The 18,096-nt window shown below is 68.8% G+C and carries 15 protein-coding genes; 11 read left to right on the top strand and 4 right to left on the bottom strand.

Going from position 1 to position 18,096, the window contains the following annotated elements:
* Nucleotides 1-93 precede the first annotated feature (93 nt).
* From BC102111_RS02530 to ptsP, 7 genes are all read left to right on the top strand, one after another.
* Nucleotides 94-1,851: a glycosyltransferase family protein gene (locus BC102111_RS02530; RefSeq protein ID WP_101623495.1), complete on the top strand. Its 1,758-nt coding sequence runs from the start codon at nt 94-96 to the stop codon at nt 1,849-1,851.
* A gap of 199 nt (nt 1,852-2,050) precedes the next feature.
* Nucleotides 2,051-2,305, top strand: a complete 255-nt coding sequence (locus tag BC102111_RS02535) for a PspC domain-containing protein (protein ID WP_101623496.1) — start codon at nt 2,051-2,053, stop codon at nt 2,303-2,305.
* A 232-nt stretch (nt 2,306-2,537) separates the two neighbouring features.
* Nucleotides 2,538-3,299 (top strand): DeoR/GlpR family DNA-binding transcription regulator, encoded by a 762-nt coding sequence (locus tag BC102111_RS02540; RefSeq protein WP_009380978.1) that lies wholly within the window; start codon nt 2,538-2,540, stop codon nt 3,297-3,299.
* Nucleotides 3,296-4,243 (top strand): 1-phosphofructokinase, encoded by a 948-nt coding sequence (gene pfkB / locus BC102111_RS02545; protein ID WP_101623497.1) that lies wholly within the window; start codon nt 3,296-3,298, stop codon nt 4,241-4,243. Before BC102111_RS02540 ends, pfkB begins: the two co-directional genes overlap by 4 nt.
* A gap of 30 nt (nt 4,244-4,273) precedes the next feature.
* Nucleotides 4,274-6,481, top strand: a complete 2,208-nt coding sequence (locus BC102111_RS02550; protein WP_101623498.1) for a PTS fructose transporter subunit IIABC — start codon at nt 4,274-4,276, stop codon at nt 6,479-6,481.
* 68 nt (nt 6,482-6,549) lie between these two features.
* Nucleotides 6,550-6,819 carry an HPr family phosphocarrier protein gene (locus tag BC102111_RS02555; RefSeq protein WP_095376328.1) on the top strand — a complete coding sequence of 90 codons (270 nt, stop codon included), beginning with the start codon at nt 6,550-6,552 and terminating at the stop codon, nt 6,817-6,819.
* Nucleotides 6,816-8,537, top strand: coding sequence for a phosphoenolpyruvate--protein phosphotransferase (ptsP, locus tag BC102111_RS02560; RefSeq protein WP_101623499.1), 1,722 nt, complete (start codon nt 6,816-6,818; stop codon nt 8,535-8,537). The genes BC102111_RS02555 and ptsP overlap by 4 nt, the downstream gene beginning before the upstream one ends.
* A 34-nt stretch (nt 8,538-8,571) precedes the next feature.
* Here ptsP and BC102111_RS02565 read toward each other — a convergent pair whose 3' ends face one another.
* Nucleotides 8,572-9,873 carry an MFS transporter gene (locus BC102111_RS02565; protein ID WP_232252508.1) on the bottom strand — a complete coding sequence of 434 codons (1,302 nt, stop codon included), beginning with the start codon at nt 9,871-9,873 and terminating at the stop codon, nt 8,572-8,574.
* A gap of 248 nt (nt 9,874-10,121) precedes the next feature.
* On the opposite strand from BC102111_RS02565, the gene BC102111_RS02570 reads away from it, so the two are divergent.
* From BC102111_RS02570 to BC102111_RS02585, 4 genes are all read left to right on the top strand, one after another.
* Nucleotides 10,122-10,973 (top strand): methylenetetrahydrofolate reductase, encoded by an 852-nt coding sequence (locus tag BC102111_RS02570; RefSeq protein ID WP_095376325.1) that lies wholly within the window; start codon nt 10,122-10,124, stop codon nt 10,971-10,973.
* A gap of 2 nt (nt 10,974-10,975) precedes the next feature.
* Nucleotides 10,976-11,851, top strand: a complete 876-nt coding sequence (gene purU, locus BC102111_RS02575) for a formyltetrahydrofolate deformylase (RefSeq protein ID WP_095376324.1) — start codon at nt 10,976-10,978, stop codon at nt 11,849-11,851.
* A 104-nt stretch (nt 11,852-11,955) separates the two neighbouring features.
* Nucleotides 11,956-13,359: a vanillate/3-O-methylgallate O-demethylase gene (ligM, locus tag BC102111_RS02580; protein ID WP_095376323.1), complete on the top strand. Its 1,404-nt coding sequence runs from the start codon at nt 11,956-11,958 to the stop codon at nt 13,357-13,359.
* A gap of 139 nt (nt 13,360-13,498) precedes the next feature.
* Nucleotides 13,499-14,116, top strand: coding sequence for a PadR family transcriptional regulator (locus BC102111_RS02585; RefSeq protein ID WP_095376322.1), 618 nt, complete (start codon nt 13,499-13,501; stop codon nt 14,114-14,116).
* Here the strand turns inward: BC102111_RS02585 and BC102111_RS02590 are convergent.
* The 3 genes from BC102111_RS02590 to BC102111_RS02600 all read right to left on the bottom strand — a co-directional run bounded on the left by BC102111_RS02590 (nt 14,109) and on the right by BC102111_RS02600 (nt 18,089).
* Entirely contained in the window at nt 14,109-14,996 is an 888-nt protein-coding gene (locus BC102111_RS02590) for an amidohydrolase family protein (RefSeq protein WP_095376321.1), read from the bottom strand. The two genes, BC102111_RS02585 and BC102111_RS02590, sit on opposite strands and share 8 nt — an antisense overlap.
* Before the next feature lie 85 nt (nt 14,997-15,081).
* Entirely contained in the window at nt 15,082-16,068 is a 987-nt protein-coding gene (locus BC102111_RS02595; protein ID WP_095376320.1) for a 3-hydroxyacyl-CoA dehydrogenase NAD-binding domain-containing protein, read from the bottom strand.
* Nucleotides 16,065-18,089 (bottom strand): acetoacetate--CoA ligase, encoded by a 2,025-nt coding sequence (locus BC102111_RS02600; protein WP_095376319.1) that lies wholly within the window; start codon nt 18,087-18,089, stop codon nt 16,065-16,067. The genes BC102111_RS02595 and BC102111_RS02600 overlap by 4 nt, the downstream gene beginning before the upstream one ends.
* Nucleotides 18,090-18,096 lie beyond the last annotated feature (7 nt).

The raw sequence follows: 18,096 nt of genomic DNA on the forward strand, positions 1-18,096 counted from the left end.
GCCCTGACAACCGGGCTTGCCGTCTCCAAGTGTTCACCTGGCCTGCACCTGCGGATCAACCCCAGGTCAGAATCCCCCCGCAGGATCAACACTGTGAGAATCAGTGGTGAACCGACCTCCGGGATCGACCGCCTCATGCGCGGCACCGATCTCCCCGTCAGGCCCAGTCTTCCCTCCGCTCTCGTCCGGACCCCTCGGACCCGGACCTCCGCCTCGGCGGACATCGAACTGCCGACCGGTGAGCGCACCCGGGCGTACCGCTTCTTCGAGGCGCTGCCGGCGCTCATCAGCTATACGGCGATCGCACTCGTCTTCGTCCTCCCGTTCCTCGACGCGATGCTCGGCGCGGTCTACGTCCTCACCATCGTCGGCCTCACCTTCGTCCGGGCGATGCGCGGGGCCGTCGACGTCGCCCGCGGGTTCGCCCGCTACCGGCGGGCCGCCCGCGTCGATTGGAGGGCCCGGCTCGTCGACCTCGAGCGGGCGATGGATGGGCGTGCGCCGCTCCCGGTCCCACTCGGCGGGTTCCGCGCCGCCGACCACCTCGCCGAGGTCGCTCGGGTGCGTGCGGATCCCGCCTCGGTGATGCGCCCCTCCACGCTCATCCATGCCGTCGTCGTGGCCGCCTACAACGAACCCTTCGAGGTCATCGCGGGAACGATCCGGGCGCTTCTGCACACCTCGACCTCGCCAGGACAGATCGTCGTCTTCTTCGCCTACGAGGAGCGCGGGGGCCCGGCGATGGCGGAGACCGCCCGCCGCCTCGCCGCGGTCTACGGTGACCGGTTCCGGGCGTTCGAACTCGTCCCCCATCCCGCGGGCGTCCCCGGTGAGATCGCCGGCAAGGGCGCGAACATCACGCACGCGGGGCGGGCGCTCGCCGCCTGGGTGCGGGAGGAGGCCATCGACCCGGAGCGGGTCATCGTCACCACCCTCGACTGCGACAACATCCCGCACGAGTCGTACTTCGACTGCGTCGCCTACGAGTATGCGATCGCGCCGGACCGGGCCAGGGTCTCGTTCCAGCCGATCAGCCTCTACATCACGAACATCTGGGATGCGCCCGCGCCGTCGCGGGTGGTCGCGAGCGCGAACTGCTTCTGGAACCTCACGACGACGGTGCGGCTCTTCGCGCTGCGCAACTTCGCTTCGCACTCCCAGCCGCTGCCGGCGCTCATCAACATGGGGTTCTGGTCGACGCGGACGATCGTCGAGGACGGCCACCAGTACTGGCGCAGCTGGTTCCACTTCGACGGCGACTATCGGGTCGTGCCCGTCCACGTCCCGATCTACCAGGACGCCGTGCTCGCCGGCAGCTTCGCGCAGACGATGGTCGCGCAGTTCAAGCAGCTCAGCCGCTGGTCGTACGGCGCGAGCGACGTCCCCTACGTCGGCGTCCGGGTGTTCGCCGGGGATGCCAGATCCCCGTTCTGGCCGGGATTCCTCCGCTTCCTCTCCCTGCTCGAAGGCCACGTCAGCCTCGCGACGATCTCGGTGATCATCGCCGTCGGAGGGTGGATCCCCTTCGTCGTCGCCACGCAGACCGGTCAGGCGACCGAGTTCATCGAGCGGATGCCGATGACCGTCGGTCTCGTCCAACAGCTGGGAATGATCGGGCTCATCGTCTCCGTCGTCGTCTTCCGTGCCCTGCTGCCCCCGCGCCCGGTCCACGTGCCGCCGCTGCGGAGCGTGACGATGTGGCTGCAGTGGCTGCTCTACCCGCTCACCTTGCTCGTCTTCAACTCCGGCACCGCGCTCTATTCGCAGTGGTGCCTGCTCACCGGCCGGTACCGGGAGCGCTTCGACGTCACCGAGAAGGTCTCCGGAGCGGAGCTGCGCCGGACCGCGTAGTCCGGGTGCCGGGGATCCCCCGCCGAGGCGGGGGCCGGGTCCCGATGCCGATATCCCGAAGCCGGCATCCCGATGCCGACATCCCGGTGCCGGCCCCCGCCGTCACGCTCCCGGTGCTTCGCAGATTATGGGTTTCCTCAGTCGAGTCTCAGGTCTTCACCCCTGTGGGGCGGCGTGAGCGCGGCGTAGTGTCGAAGACATGAACGCGATATTCGACTCCATCCGCAAGATCGGCTTCCGCCGCGGACCCGACCGGATCGTCGGCGGCATCGCCGGGGGACTGGCGAAGGTCACGGGGCTCAACGTCTGGCTCGTGAGGATCCTCGTCCTCCTCTCCTTCCTCCTTCCCGTCGTCGGACTCGGCGCCTACGCCGTCGTCTGGGCGATCACCCCATGGCAGGACGGGAGCATCCCGCTCCAACGTGCCCTCGGCGGCGGCCGCCTCGAACGGTAGGCACCTGCCCCTGACGACCCCACAACTCGCGTGACCGCGACCGGCAGTTCCGGTCATGCGACGAGGCTCCGCGCTCCCTTGTCAGGGAGGGAACGCGGGGCCTCCTGACGTCCGCGCCCGAGCGGCGCACTTCGTCGGCATTGCCCCTGCTCAGCACATCTGCGTGACACATTCCCAAAAACAGATGTTGGTTTTGCTGTGTTTATGCCCGAATGTGTGAGATTATGAATCCGTGTACGCCGCCGAACGCCAACAGACCATCCTCGCCGCCGCCCGGTCGGCCGGCCGAGTCGAGGTCACCGCCCTCGCTGATCAGCTCAATGTGACAGCCGAGACGATCCGGCGGGACCTCACGGTTCTCGAGCGGCGCGGACTGCTCAAGCGCATGCACGGGGGAGCGATCCCGGCCGAGGCCCTCTCTCTCGAACCGGCGCTCGAGGAGCGCATCGGCCACCGCGCCGCGGAGAAGCGGCGCCTCGCACTGCGCGCCCTCGAGGAGATCCCCGACGGCGGCAGCGTCCTCCTCGACGCGGGCACGAGCACTCTTGCGATCGCCCAGGCCCTTCCCGACGAACTGGCCCTCACCGTCGTCGCCAACAGCCCGATGATCTGCGCGGCCCTCGCGGCGAAACCGGGCATCACACTCCTCCAGCTCGGCGGTCGGGTGCGCGAGCTCACCGGCGCCGCAGTCGGACGGTGGACCACCGAGGCGCTGTCCGAGCTCACCATCGATGTCGGGTTCATCGGCACCAACGGGTTCGACGTCGACCGCGGTCTCACCACGCCTGACGAGTCCGAGGCCGCAACGAAGCGGGCCATGGTCGACGCATGCCGTTCGTCGATCCTCGTCGCGGACTCGAGCAAAGCCGCGCAGGTCCACCTCCATCGCTTCGCAGGCATCGACGCAGTCGACCTCATCATCACGGACACCGACCTCGGCGACCAGAGTGCTGAAGAGCTGCGCGCCGCGGGACCGGAGGTCGTGACCGTATGATCGTCACCCTCACGCCGAACCCCAGTGTCGACCGTGCCGTCACCGTCGACGCGCTGCGCCGCGGCCATGTCCTGCGGGCGCGCGCCTCTCGTGTCGACCCGGGCGGCAAAGGCGTCAACGTCGGTCGGGCGCTGTCCGCGATGGGTGCTGACCCTCTCGTCATCGTGCCCTCGGGCGGTCCCGAAGGCGCACTGTTCGAGACGCTGCTCGCCGAGGACGGCACCCCCACGAGGGTCGTCCCCATCGCTGAGAGCATGCGGATGAACATCAGCGTCCTCGAACCCGGCGGGACGACGACGAAGCTCAACGAAGCCGGCCCCGCACTCACCGCCGCCGACGTCGACAGTCTGCTCGAGACGACACTCGAGCACGCCGCTCCCGGTGTCTGGATCGCCGGCTGCGGCAGCCTCCCGCCCGGAGCACCCGCCGACCTCTACGCCTCACTCGTGCGTGAGGCCCAGGCCCGCGGCGCCAGGGTGGCCGTCGACACCTCCGGGGCGCCCTTCGCGGCCGCCGTCGCTGCCGCACCGACGCTCATCAAACCCAACCGCATCGAGCTCGCCGAACTCTGCGGCCGCAGTCTCGACACCCTCGGATCCGTCATCGACACAGCACGGGAGCTCGTGGCAGCGGGCGTCGAGAACGTCGCCGTCAGCCTCGGCCGCGACGGTGCGGTCCTCGTCACCGCCGAGGAGGCCCTCCACGCGACAGCGGTCATCACCGACCCTGTCTCCACCGTCGGAGCCGGTGACTGTATGCTCGCCGGCCTGCTGCTCGGACTCGACCAGGGTGCCGGTGCCGCGAGCGCTCTCAGCCAGGGAGTGGTGTGGGGTGCGGCCGCCGTGCGGCTCGAAGGCACCGCCGTGCCCACCCCTGCCCACCTCGTCGACATCCCGCTGTCGATCACCCGCGAGCCCGAGCTCGCCCTGCCACTGGACGACTGACTCGCGCACCGGGTCACGAAAGGAACCGCCATGCCACTGATCAATGACGAACAGGTGCTGCTCGACCTCGGCGACGCCGACCGGCCCGCGGCGACGCGGAGGCTCGCCGAATGCCTCGTGGCCACCGGCCGCTGCACCGACCTCGATCTCTTCGTCGCCGACGTCGAGGAGCGCGAGGCGAAGACCGCGACCGGCCTGCCCGGAGGCATCGCGATCCCGCACGCCCGCAGCGCCGCGATCACCGAGCCCTCGCTCGTCTTCGGTCGGACCACCGACGGCATCCCGTGGGGTGCCAAGGACGGTCCCGCCCGCCTCGTCTTCCTCATCGCGGCCCCCGCCGACGGCGGGGACGCCCACATGAAGGTCCTCCCGCAGCTCGCCCGCGCTCTGATGAAGGAGGACTTCCGACAGGCGCTGCTCAACGCCGCGACCCCGGCGGAGGTCGTCGCCATCGTCGAGGAGCAGGTCCACCTCGACGATGACGCGTCCGCGACGGCTGCCACGTCGCCGACAGCCCCGGCGTCGGCCGCACCCACGACGGCTGCCGGACCTGCGACGGCTGCCGGACCTCCGACGACGGACGGTGCCGACACCCCCGCCGAGGCGACCGCCCCGGTTCCCACCTCATCGCCGTCCACGGAGCCGTCGCCCACGGATCCGCCGTCCGCGGAAGCGAGGTCCGCCGAGTCGGCCGACCGCGCCTTCCGGTTCGTCGGTGTGACCTCGTGCCCGACCGGCATCGCCCACACGTACATGGCCGCCGAATCCCTCGAGAACGCCGCCCGCGCCGCCGGTCACGAGATCATCGTCGAGACGCAGGGCTCAGCCGGATCGACCCCGCTCACCGCGGCGCAGATCGCCGCGGCGGACGCCGTCATCTTCGCCCACGACGTCGAGGTGAAGGAACGGGCCCGGTTCGCCGGGAAGCCGACCGTCGACGTCGGCGTGAAGAAGGCGATCTCGGAGGCACCCCAGCTCATCGAACGGGCGAGAGAACTCGCCGTGGCCGGACCGCAGGAATCCGACCGTACCGCCGCGGCGGCCGCGGAGACTCACGCCGAGGACGAATCTGCCCAGAACCTCGGCTTCGGCACCCGGCTGCGCCAGTGGCTGATGACCGGTGTGTCCTACATGATCCCGTTCGTCGCCGCCGGCGGCATCCTCATCGCCGTGTCCTTCATGCTCGCGCAGATCGCCCTCGGTGAGAGCGGAGCGATCGAGATCGTCAAGTACGGCCTCGTCGGCGACGACCAGTACAACATCGCCCAGAACTTCGACCTCACCAGCCTCACCTCATGGGCGGCGCTCGCCTACGTCATCGGTGCTGCGTCCTTCGGGTTCCTCGTGCCGATCCTCTCCGGATACATCGCCTTCGCGATCGCCGACCGGCCGGGCCTCGTCCCGGGCATCGTCGCCGGCTCCGTCGCCGTGACGATGAATGCCGGGTTCCTCGGCGGCATCGTCACCGGTCTGCTCGCCGGGTTCGTCGCCAAATGGATCTCGAGCTGGAAGGTTCACAAGGGGGTCCGCGGCGTCATGCCGGTCGTCGTCATCCCGCTCCTCTCGACGCTCGTCACCGCGGGCCTCTTCATCACCGTGCTCGGTCGCCCGATCGTCGCGCTCATGGACAGCCTCAACGCGGGACTCGGCAGCCTCACCGGCGGCGGTGTGCTCATCCTCGGGCTCATCCTCGGCGCCATGATGGGCTTCGACCTCGGCGGTCCCGTCAACAAGGTCGCCTACGGCTTCGCCACCGCCGGGCTCTCGGCGGCGGGCACCGCCATGGATGCCCCGCAGCTGAAGATCATGGCCGCGGTCATGGCGGCCGGCATGGTCGCACCGCTCGCGCTCGCCCTGGCGACGACGGTCGCTCCGAAGCTCTTCTCGGTGCCGGAGAGGGAGAACGGCAAAGCGGCCTGGCTGCTCGGAGCCTCGTTCATCTCCGAAGGCGCCATTCCGTTCGCCGCCGCCGACCCGATCCGGATCATCATCGCCTCGACCATCGGGTCGTCGGTGACCGGCGGACTCGTCATGCTCTTCGGCTCGACGCTGCTCGCCCCGCACGGCGGCATCTGGGTGCTTCCGCTCATCGGCCAGCCGCTGCTCTTCGTCCTCGCGCTCGCCGTCGGCGTCGCCATCACGGCCGCACTCGTCGTCCTCCTCAAAGGCCTGGCAGTGCGCAGGCGGACGGCGAAGACCGAGGACACCACCCCGGCACCGGCCCCGGTCGCCGCATAACAGGACATCGCATCACCCATCCACCGGTCCGCTGCGAAGCGCGCCGACCCCATCCACAAGGAGAGATCATGGCAACCCGTTCCGTCACCATCGCCTCAACAGTCGGCCTCCACGCCCGTCCGGCCTCGCTCTTCGTCGAAGCCGTCTCCGAATCCGGAGTCGACGTCGAGATCAGCCGTCCGGGCGACGAGCCCGTCGACGCCGGGAGCATCCTCGGTGTCATGGCGCTCGGTGCCAAGCACGGCGAAGAGGTCGTCCTCACCGCCGAGGGCGCCGACGCCGAGGTCGTGCTCGACCGTCTCGTCGAACTCCTGTCCACGGACATGGACGCGCAATGAGCTCCGGCAGCCACCTCGGCGAGGCTCGTGCCGAACATCCGGATGCTGTGGTCCTCCACGGGCTCGGGGTGAGTCCCGGGTCGGCGTACGGGCCGATCGTCCAGGCGGCCGCTCCCGTCGAACCGCCCGCCGACGAACCGGCGGCGGAGGATCCCGCGGCCGCCTCGGAGACGGCGATCGCGAGCTTCATGCACGTCGCCGACACGCTCGATGCGAAGGCGCTGAGCGCGGAGACCACGGCCCGCGACATCCTCAAGGCGACGGCGATGATCGCCCGGGATCGGTCGCTCCACCGTGAGGTGACGAAGCGCCTCAACGCGGGAAGCGGGCCGACCCGGGCCATCGCCGAGGCGATCGAGGAGTTCGCCGCCCGGTTCGAGGCTCTCGGCGGGTACTTCGCCGAACGCGTCACCGATCTGCGCGACGTCGGTGCTCGGGCCATCGCCGAGGTGCTCGGTGAGCCGGCACCCGGACTGCCCACCCTCATCGAACCGAGCATCGTCGCCGCCGACGACCTCGCACCGGCCGAGACGGCGACGCTCGATCGCTCGCTCGTGCTCGGGATCGTCACCCGGCACGGTGGGCTGACCAGTCACACCGCGATCCTTGCGGCGCAGATGGGCATCCCTGCCGTCGTGCAGGTCCATGATGCGACGACGATCCCCGCGGGCACCCCGGTCTCGATCGACGGTGGCAGCGGGGAGGTCGTCGTCCGACCGGACCCGGCGGCCGTCGAGGCTGCGCGGGAGCGTCGGGAACGACTCGCGGCAGCCCTCGCCGAGGTGACCGGACCGGGGGAGACCGCCGACGGTCACCGTGTCGCCCTGCTCGCCAACATCGGGGGTGTCGAGGACGCAGAGTTGGCCGGTGCCGAGGACGTTGAGGGCGTCGGTCTCTTCCGCACCGAGTTCGTCTTCCTCTCCGCCGTCGCGGCCCCGACGGTGGAGGAGCAGACGGAGATCTACCGGAAGGTCTTCGCTCCGTTCTCCGGTCGCCGCGTCGTCGTGCGCACTCTCGACGCGGGGGCGGACAAGCCGCTCGCCTTCGCGGATCTCGGGCCCGAGGAGAATCCGGCGCTCGGTCGCCGCGGGCTGCGGCTCTCGCAGGCCAGGCCGGATGTGCTCGATGCGCAGCTGCAGGCACTCGGCGCGGCTTCGGCGGAGACGGGAGCCGATGTGCGGGTGATGGCGCCGATGGTGTCCACGGCTGCCGAGGCGCGCTGGTTCGCCGAGCAGGTCCGAGCCGCGGGGCTCGCGACGGCCGGCGTGATGATCGAGGTCCCCGCCGCAGCGCTGCGGGCACGTCAGGTGCTTGAGGCCGTCGACTTCGGCAGCCTCGGCACCAACGACCTTGCCCAGTACACGATGGCGGCGGACCGGATGGAGGGTGAGCTCTCCGAGCTGCTCGACCCATGGCAGCCGGCGGTCCTCGACGTGATCGCAGCGGCGGCTGCCGGTGCCAGCCAGGCCGGCCGGCCGCTGGGCGTCTGCGGCGAATCGGCCGGTGACCCGCTGCTCGCGCTCGTCCTCGTCGGGCTCGGGGTCACGAGCCTCTCGATGGCGCCGAGCAAGGTCGGTGCGGTGCGACTGGCTCTGCGCACCCATTCTCAGGCTGATTGCCGTGCTCTTGCCGACGCAGCTCTTGAGGCCGAGTCGCCCGAGGCCGCCCGCGAGGCTGTGCGAGCAGCGGTCGCGCCCGCGCTCGCCGATCTCCTCTGACCGTCGGGGGCGATGGTCGACCAGGCGTCGCCCCCTACACGCCGACTCCGGCGCGCACCGGTCGGCGGTTCGCCTCGACATCGACCCCGCGCATGCCGAGGAGCACGACGGCGGCGAGGAGGATGATCGCCCCGACGAGGACGTAGATCGCCTGCGGACTCCACCCATTGTCGAGGAGCGCACCGGTCGCCGTGGGCGCGATGATTGCCCCGAACCGCCCGATGCCGATGCCCCAGCCCGATCCGGTCGAGCGCAGCGTCGAGGAGTACGACTGCGGAGTGAGCACATAGAGGCCCGCGATGCAGCCGTTGATGAACATGCCGACGAGCACACCGACGACGAGCACGAGCGCGATCCACTGAGCGGTGAAGATGAAGATCGCCATGAGGATCGCGGCGACCACGGAGAACGCGGTGAGCACTTCCCGAGTCGACCAGCGGCCGGTGAAGAGCCCGAAGGTCACCGACCCGATCGCCCCACCGAGCGTGAGCGCGACGGTGACGATGAGCGACATCGTGTCGTCGAGGCCGGTTTCGTTCATCAGCCTCGGCGTCCACGAGTTCACGAAGTAGAAGCCGAACATGATGATGAAGAATGTCGCCCACACGACGACCGTCACCCGTCGGTTGCGCCTGCTGAACAGCGCGGGGATCCCGGTGTCGGCCTTCGCGGACGCGGGCACCGGCGCAATGACGACTGGCCCCGGGTGGCCGAGACGCCGGGCGATGGCGTCGAGGCGACGCTGCGCATTCGCCGGCTGTCGATTGTAGAGATACGACGCCGATTCGGGGACGAGCGCGAGGACGAGGATGATGGCGACGATCGTCAGCGCACCGCCGAAGACGAAGACCGAGCGCCAGCCGAAGCTGCTGATGAGCGAGACCATGATCATTCCGCCGAAGGCCGCACCCACCCCGTAGCCTGCGGTATAGATGCTGATGACGAGGCCACGCCGCTTGAGCGAGGCGTATTCGGCGCAGATGACGTTCGTCCCCACGAGGATCCCGCCGATGCCGAGCCCCGTGACGACTCTCCAGATGCCGAGCTCCGTCGCCGAGTTGGCAGTGGCTGAGAGGAAGAGCCCTGCGCAGTTGACGACGAGGGCGATGAGCGTCATGTTCCGTCGCCCGATGCGGTCGGCCACCGGACCGAGAATGAGCGCGCCGATGGCCATACCGAGCAGAGCCGCACTCATGACCAGCCCCAGCGCCGTGCCGGAGAGCCCGAATTCCTCACTCACCTGGTTCGAGGAGAAGGCGATCGCGAGGACGTCATAGCCGTCGAGGGCGTTGAGGAACGTGCAGATGGCGACGATCAGCCACTGGTAGGGCGACATGCGGGACGTGTCGATGCGTTCACGTAGATCCACGGTGGTCTCCGAATTCTGCGAGCAAGTGCTCTCGCGTCGTTGCGAAATAGCTATACAGATAGGCAAATTGCAGTGGGGTGAACATTACCAAGCGCGTCATTCTTGGGCAATAGATCTGCAAAGATCGCACATTCTCAAATACCTATGGACATAGGCAAAAATCTCTGCTTTCGTTGGAGGTGAGCCCACAGCAGTGTTCATGGAAGGAACCGCAGATGGTCGAGTCAACGGCAGTCCGCCTCCTCGAGGACTTCTCTCTCGAGATGACGGGCAAGGACGTCGGGAATCTTCAGGAGGCAGCCTCGGCGATCGCTCCGGGCACGCGGATCAACGTCACCTACCTCGGCAACGAGGACCTGCCGATGCGGGTGGCCGCGGCGAAGGCCGTCGGCGAGCTCGGCTTCACCCCGGTTCCCCACATCTCCGCCCGCCGCGTCACCTCGGAACAGGCGCTGCGCGACTTCCTCGCCGCCCTCGCCGAGGTGAATGCCACCGAACGCGTCTTCGTCGTCGGCGGCGATCCCGCGACACCCGAAGGGCCCTACCCGGACTCGCTCTCGATCATCCGCACCGGCATCCTCCAGGAGTACGGGGTCCGCGAGGTCAGCGTCGCCGGCTACCCCGAAGGCCACCCCGACATCGACACCGCGACCCTGTGGGAGCATCTGCGAGCGAAGACCGCCTCGCTGGCCGAGCAGGGCCTCAGCCAGGTCGTCATCAGCCAGTTCGCCTTCGATGCCGAACGCGTCAGCGAATGGGTCGCCGAGGTCCGCGATGCCGGTGTCACCGGCGACATCCGTGTGGGCACCCCGGGACCGGCCGGCGTCAAACGGCTCATCGGCTACGCGAAGCGCTTCGGCGTCGGCACGAGCGCCGGCATCATCAAGAAGTACGGCTTCTCCTTGGCCAACCTCGTCGGCACCGCCGGACCCGACCGCTTCATCACCGAACTCGCCGCGGACACGCAGGTCGCAGGAGACGGAAGGGGCGTGAAGACCCACTTCTACACCTTCGGCGGGCTGAGCGCGACCGCCGAGTGGATCCGCGACTTCTCCCGGGGAGCGTGAGGATGAACGCTCTGGCCGAGAGCCGCCGCGACTTCGCGACGCTCATCGTCACCTGCCCCGATCAGCCGGGACTCGTCTCGCTCATCACCGCGCTCATCGCCCGCAACGGCGGCAACATCGTCTCCCTCGATCAGTACACGACCGACCCTGAGGGCGGCGACTTCTTCCAGCGCGTCGTCTTCCACCGGGAGGGACTCTCCGCCGCTCGCCCGGCGATCGAGGAGGACCTCGCTGCAACCCTCGGCCCGCACGGTATCAGCTGGCGCCTCGTCGAGGGCTCCGAGCTCAAACGCATGGCGATCCTCGCCTCGAAGTCCGACCACTGCCTTCTCGACCTCCTGTGGCGGCACCAGCGCGGGGAGCTGCCGGTGACGATCCCACTCGTCATCTCCAACCACACCGACCTCGCCGAGGATGTCCGCCGGTTCGGGATCCCCTACTTCCACGTTCCCTCACAGGGACCGGACAAGTCCGCCGCCGAGGCGCGGATCCGCGAGCTCCTCGACGGCAACGTCGACCTCGTCGTCCTCGCCCGGTACATGCAGATTCTCTCCGAGGACTTCATCGAGGACGTCGGGGTGCCGATCATCAACATCCACCATTCGTTCCTGCCGGCGTTCATCGGCGCCGGTCCCTACCGCAAGGCCAAGGAGAGGGGAGTCAAACTCATCGGCGCGACCGCTCACTACGTGACGAAGGACCTCGACGAAGGACCGATCATCGAACAGGACGTCACCCGCGTCACCCACACGATGACCGCCGCCGACATGCAGGCCAAAGGCGCCTACGTCGAACGCGAGGTCCTCTCCCGGGCCGTGCGCCTCCACACCGAGGACCGCGTCATCCGCCACGGCAATCAGACGATCGTCTTCACCTGATCATCCCTCGCAGAACCCGACCATCCCCAGTCTGACCCCGCATCCGGTTCCCGCCGGAGACAGCGAAACCACCCACCGGAAGAGAACAGAGAGGTTTGACCACCATGACCGAGAACCTGCAGCAGATCATCGACCGGACCAATCCCGTCGAGCTCCTGCGCAACTCCCAGATCGGCTCCTACATCTACCCTGTCGTCCCCGCCGACTTCACGAACTGGATCAAGGAGCAGCAGGCATGGCGGGACACCGCCGTGCTCTACGACCAGTCGCACCACATGGACAACGTGTTCTTGAGCGGGTCCGACGCCATCAGGCTGATCTCGGACACAGCAATCAACTCGGTCGCGAACTTCGCGGTGAACAAGGCGAAGCAGTACGTGCCGACGACCGCCTCGGGGCACGTCATCGGCGACGGCATCCTCTTCCGCGAGGCCGACGAGGAGTACGTCTACGTCGGTCGCGCCCCGGCGTCGAACTGGCTGCTCTACCACGCCGAGTCCGGCGACTACCCCAACCTCGACATCGAGGTCGATCGCCGTTCCCCGTCGCGGCCCTACGGTCACGCGGTCTCCCGCCGCTACTACCGGTTCCAGATCCAAGGCCCGAACGCGTGGTCGATCATCGAGAAGCTGGGCGGCGGACCGCTCGAGAAGCTCGGGTTCTTCAACATGTCGACGATGACGATCGCCGGCAAGCAGGTGCGCACCCTCCGCCACGGTATGGCCGGGGCACCGGGCCTGGAGATCTGGGGCCCGTATGAGGACCACGACCAGATCCGCGACGCCATCGTCGAGGCGGGCGCCGAGTTCGGACTCCTGCCCGTCGGGTCTCGGGCCTACCCCTCGAACACCCTCGAATCCGGATGGATCCCCTCCCCGCTGCCGGCGATCTACACCGGCGAGGCCGAGCGGGGCTTCCGCGAATGGCTCGGAGCCGACTCCTACGAAGCGACCGGGACGCTCGCGGGATCGTTCGTCTCGGAGAACATCGAGGACTACTACCTCACCCCGTGGGAGCTCGGCTACGGCAGCTTCGTCAAGTTCGATCACGACTTCATCGGCCGAGACGCCCTGGAGAAGATGGACCCGGCCGCTCAGAGGCGCAAGGTCACCCTCGCCTGGAACGCGGAGGACCTCGGCAAGGTGTGGACCTCGCTGCTCAACGTCGATGGGCCGCACTACAAGTTCTTCGACCTGCCGCTGGCGAATTACGGTTCGGCGAACTACGACTCCGTCGTCGACGCCGACGGCAACGTCGTCGGATTCTCGATGTTCACCGGGTACTCGGCGAACGAGAGTCGCGGCCTCTCCCTGGCCACCGTCAACCCTGATGTGCCCGAAGGCGCCGAGCTCACCGTCGTCTGGGGCGAACCCGACGGAGGCACGAAGAAGGCCTCGGTCGAACCGCACGAGCAGACCGAGGTCCGGGCCGTCGTCAGCCCCGTGCCGTACTCGACGGTCGCCCGCGAGACCTACCGCGGCGGATGGCGCACCGGACAGAAGAGCTGAGACCCCGGCGCACCGGCACCGTCGTAGCCGGTCGCAGCTATAGTCTGGAAGGGCTCGGGCACACCGCCCGGGCCCTTCCGTCATGCTCGCCCGGTCATCGGCAGTCAGCGGAAGCCGAACCACAGAACAGGAACCACCCATGAGCCTGCGAAGCGCGATCCTCGCCGTGCTGCGCATCGGTCCGACCTCGGGCTACGAACTGCAGAAGCTCTTCTCCCAGTCCGTCGGCTACGTCTGGCACGCCCCCGACTCCCAGATCTACCCTGAGCTGCGGAAGATGGCCGACCGGGGGCTCATCGTCGCCGAGGAGCAGACCCGCGGGACTGCGGGCACCCGCAAGGTCTACCACGTCACCGACTCCGGTGATGAGGAATTCGTCGACTGGATGAACAGCCCGCTGAAGTACCAGCGGATCCGGGATGCGGCCCACCTGCGGGCCGCATACCTGGAGTCCGCCGACGCCGAGGCGGTCGAGGAGTTCCTCACCAGCCACATCGAGCACTGGCAGAAGGAGCTCGACACCTGGGAGGGCGAGATCGCGAAGATCGACTCCCTCACCTCCCCGATGCTCAACCGTCGTCTCGAGGTCACGGCCGACGAGAAGCGGGAGGCGACGATCGCCTTCAAACGCTACTCGTACGAGGGGCTCGCCGCGCGCGCCCGCGGGGAGATCCGCTGGGCCAGGGAAGGCCTCGCTCTGGCCAAACGGCTGGGAATCACCGACACCGACGACGAGGCGCAGACCCCGATTACCTGAGGCCGAGCACCCTGATCGCGTTGTCCTTGAGGATGAGCGGAACGGCGTCGGGCTTGACGTCGAGGGCGGCGAAGTCGCTCATCCACCGCTCGGGGGTGATGAGCGGGAAGTCGGAGCCGAAGAGGGTCTTGTCCTTGAGGATCGACCCGATCGCGCGGACCAGCTGCGGCGGGAAGTACTTCGGCGACCACCCGGAGAGGTCGATGAAGACGTTCGCCTTGTGCGTGGCGATCGAGATCGACGCGTCGACCCACGGCACCGAGGGGTGGGCGAGGATCATCGTCAGCTCGGGGAAGTCGGCGGCGACGTCGTCGAGGAGCATCGGGTCCGAGTACCGCAGCCTGATGCCCCGCCCCCCGGGCAGGCCCGCTCCGATCCCGGTCTGTCCGGTGTGGAAGAGCGTGACGAGTCCGTGTTCGGCGCAGGCCTCCCACAGCGGATAGTGCTCCCGAGCGCTGGGATTGAAGCCCTGCAGGCTCGGGTGGAACTTCATCCCACGCACCCCGTAGTCGACGGCGAGCTCGCGGATGCGGGCGAGCGCCTCGGCGGGGCGGAGGGGATCGACCGATCCGAAGGGGATGAGGACATCGTTGTTCCTGGCAGCCTCCTCGGCGATCATCTGACTCGAGACCGGGGGATGCCCGCCGAGCGCCGTCGTCGCGTCGACGGTGAAGACCACCGCTGCCATGTTGTGCTCCCGGTAGTAGGCGGCGAGATCGGCGACGGTGGGGGTGCGGGGGACCGGGGCCCGGAAGTACTCCGCCGAGGCGTCGAGGAGTTCGGCGTCGAGCGTCGTGTGCTCGTGGTCGTCAGCTTCGACGTGGGTGTGCACGTCGAGCGCGGTGATCGCGGCCGTGTCGATCGCGGGTTCGTATCTCATCGCTGTCCTCGTCTCTCAGCTGTCGTATGGGGTCTCTCGGGAGATGTGGGGGCTGCTGTCGTCATGGCTGCCGGGGCGGGGGCGGTCACGGCAGCGATTCGTAGCGCTGGCGGAGAGCAAGGATCTCCCCGATCATCGCATCGCGGTCTCGGGCCATCGCCTCGGTGTCGCGCCCGGCCAGTTCCTCATCGACTCCGGCGATGAGCTTGTCCTTGAGCTCCTCGCCGAGGTGGACCTGCCGCAGATCGTGCATCCACACCTCCTGCGGCGGCCCGAGATGGTCGAGCAGGTGGCGCATCCCGCCGGGCCCGCCCGAGAGGTGCTGGATCGCAAGCGGGCCGAGGATCGCCCAGCGCAGTCCGGGGCCGTACGAGATCGCCGTGTCGATGTCGGACACGGACACGACGCCGCGTTCGACGAGCGAGTACGCCTCCTGCCACAGGGCTGCCTGGAGGCGGTTGACGACGTGACCGGGCAGTTCGGCGCGCACGAGGATCGGCTTCTTCCCGATCGACCGGTAGACCTCGAGTGCTCGCTGCCCTATCTCTGCAGGGGCTTCCGGGTGTGCGACGACCTCGACCAAGGGGATGAGGTGGGCCGGGTTGAACGGGTGACCGACGACGATCCGCTCGGGTGCGGTCGTCGCCTGTGCTGCGATCTCCGTGGGGGCGAACCCGGAGGTCGAGGAGGCGATGAGCGCCGAGGCGGGAGTCGCAGCATCGATCTGGGCGAGCAGGTCCCGTTTGATCTCGAGGCGCTCGGGCCCGTTCTCCTGGACGAAGTCGGCTTCGGCCACCGCCTCGGCGAGCGAGGAGGCGAATCGGAGCCGCTCGAGTGCCTCAGCGAGAGTGTCTCCGTCCGGTGGGGCTGCGGTGTCGTCGGGGACTGAGCCGTCGGCAGGCGGCCCACCGGCGGTCGCCGCCCCAGCGGACCGGGCCGCTGTCACCCGGTCCCGCAGCCGCGCCTCGGCGTCGGGCGCCGGATCGAACGCGGTGACTTCGTGTCCGGCGGTGAGGAACCCTGCCGCCCAGGCCGCCCCGATGACTCCGGTGCCGATGATCGCGACTCTCATGCCGAGACTCCTTCCGTGCGGCGGCGGGCGTACTCGACGTACTCCTCGAGGGAGCGCGGGTCCTGGAGGGAGCCTGCGCTCGCCACGGACTCCGCTGCCGCGCCCTGGACGATGCGCTTGACCGGGACCTCGAGCTTCTTGCCCGTCCTGCCCAACGGGATGCGGCTGACCGCGACGATCTCGTCGGGGATGTGCCGCGGAGAGAGCCGGGACTTCAGCTCCGTGCGGATCCGGGCGGCCGCCTCGGCGGTGAGGTCGACACCGTCCTCCGTCTGGACGAAGAGGACGAGTTCGCCCATTCCGCCGTCGGGGTCCTCGAGGTGGATGACGAGTGAGTCGCGGACGCCGGGGGTGGTGTCGAGGACGGAGTAGAAGTCCGCGGTGCCCAACCGCACCCCGCCGCGGTTGAGGGTGGCGTCGGAACGGCCTGTGACGACGACGCCGCCCCCGCTCGAGAACAGCACCCAGTCGCCGTGTCGCCACACCCCGGGGTACGTGTCGAAGTACGCCTGACGGCAGCGTTCGTCGCCGTCCTCTCCCCAGAAGGTCACGGGCATCGACGGGACCGGCTGCGTGATGACGAGTTCGCCGAGCTCATCGCGGACCTCGTTGCCGTCGGCGTCGAAGGCGGTGGCGGCGAAGCCGAGCGAGGTGTCCGACATCTGCCCGGAGTAGACGGGGGTGAGCGGGGACGCCTGGAGGATGCCCGTGCACACATCGGTGCCCCCGGACCCGACGTTGAGGAGGACATCCGGCCCGAACAGCTCCTGGATCCACTCGTAGCCTTCGGCCGGCAGCGGGGCACCGGCGGCCCCGAACTGTTCGACGGCGGAGAGGTCGAACTCCTCGGTCGGGGTGAAGCCCTCCCTCCGGGCGGCCATGATCGCTCCGGGTGCCATCCCCATGAGTGTGGCCTTCGTCCGTGCCGCGATCCGCCACAGCTCCTTCGAATCCGGGTAGTTCGGGTTGCCGTCGATCATGACGATCGCGGACCCGACGACGAGCCCGCCCACGAGCGCATTCCACATCATCCACGCCGTCGTCGAGAACCAGCTGAACGTGCTGCCGGGGCCGAGGTCGAAGTGAAGACCGTGGTTCTTCAGGGTTTCGAGAAGGATCCCGCCGTGGGAGTGGACGATCGCCTTCGGCTTGCCCGTCGTGCCCGAGGAGAAGAGGATGACGAGCGGGTGGTCGAAGGGAACCGGGCCGAACTCGAGCTCCGCCGCGGCGGAACCGAGCCCGCGGTAGTCGACGGCCTCGACCGGCCGGTCGGGGGCCGCGGCTGCACGGTCGGCGGCGATGAGCTCGCGGGCCGCATCGTCGACGGCGAAGTCGCCGTAGTCGACGGTGACGACGTGAGTGAGGGTGGGCAGTGCCGCGACGATCTCGGCCACCTCGGCTCTCCGGTCGATCGGCTTCGCCCCGAATCGATACCCGGGGACCGCGAAGAGCACGGTGGGTTCGATCTGGGCGAAGCGGTCGATGACGGACTGGGTGCCGAACTCCGGGGCGCAGCTCGCCCAGATCGCCCCGATGCTCGCGGTCGCGAGGAAGGCGACGAGGGCTTCGGGCTGGTTCGGCAGGTACCCGACGACCCGGTCGCCGGGACCCACACCCATCTCAAGGAGGCCGGAGCGGACTCGGGCCACTTCGGCGCGCAGCTGTGCGAAGGTGAGCGTGACCTCCTCCCGGGTCTGGGACACCGCGGTCACGGCGATGTCGTCTGCCTGCTCAGGGGTGCCGAGGGAGTGCTCGGCATAGTTGAGGGCGGCGCCGGGGAACCACTGCGCGTGCGGCATGATCCGCTCGCGAAGCACCGTGTCGTACGGGCTGTGGGAGATCACCCCGAAGTAGTCCCAGACGGTCTCCCAGAAGTCCTCGATGTCGGTGGTCGACCATGCGTGGAGATCGTCCCATCCGGTGAACGCGGTGCCGCGCCGCTGCCCGGCGAAGCGGAGGAAATCGCCGATCCGGCTGGTCTCGGTCGCGTCGGCGGGGACCTCGCGGATGATTCGCGTCATCGTCTGC

It is taken from the genome of Brevibacterium casei CIP 102111 (assembly GCF_900169275.1).
Lineage (GTDB): Bacteria > Actinomycetota > Actinomycetes > Actinomycetales > Brevibacteriaceae > Brevibacterium > Brevibacterium casei.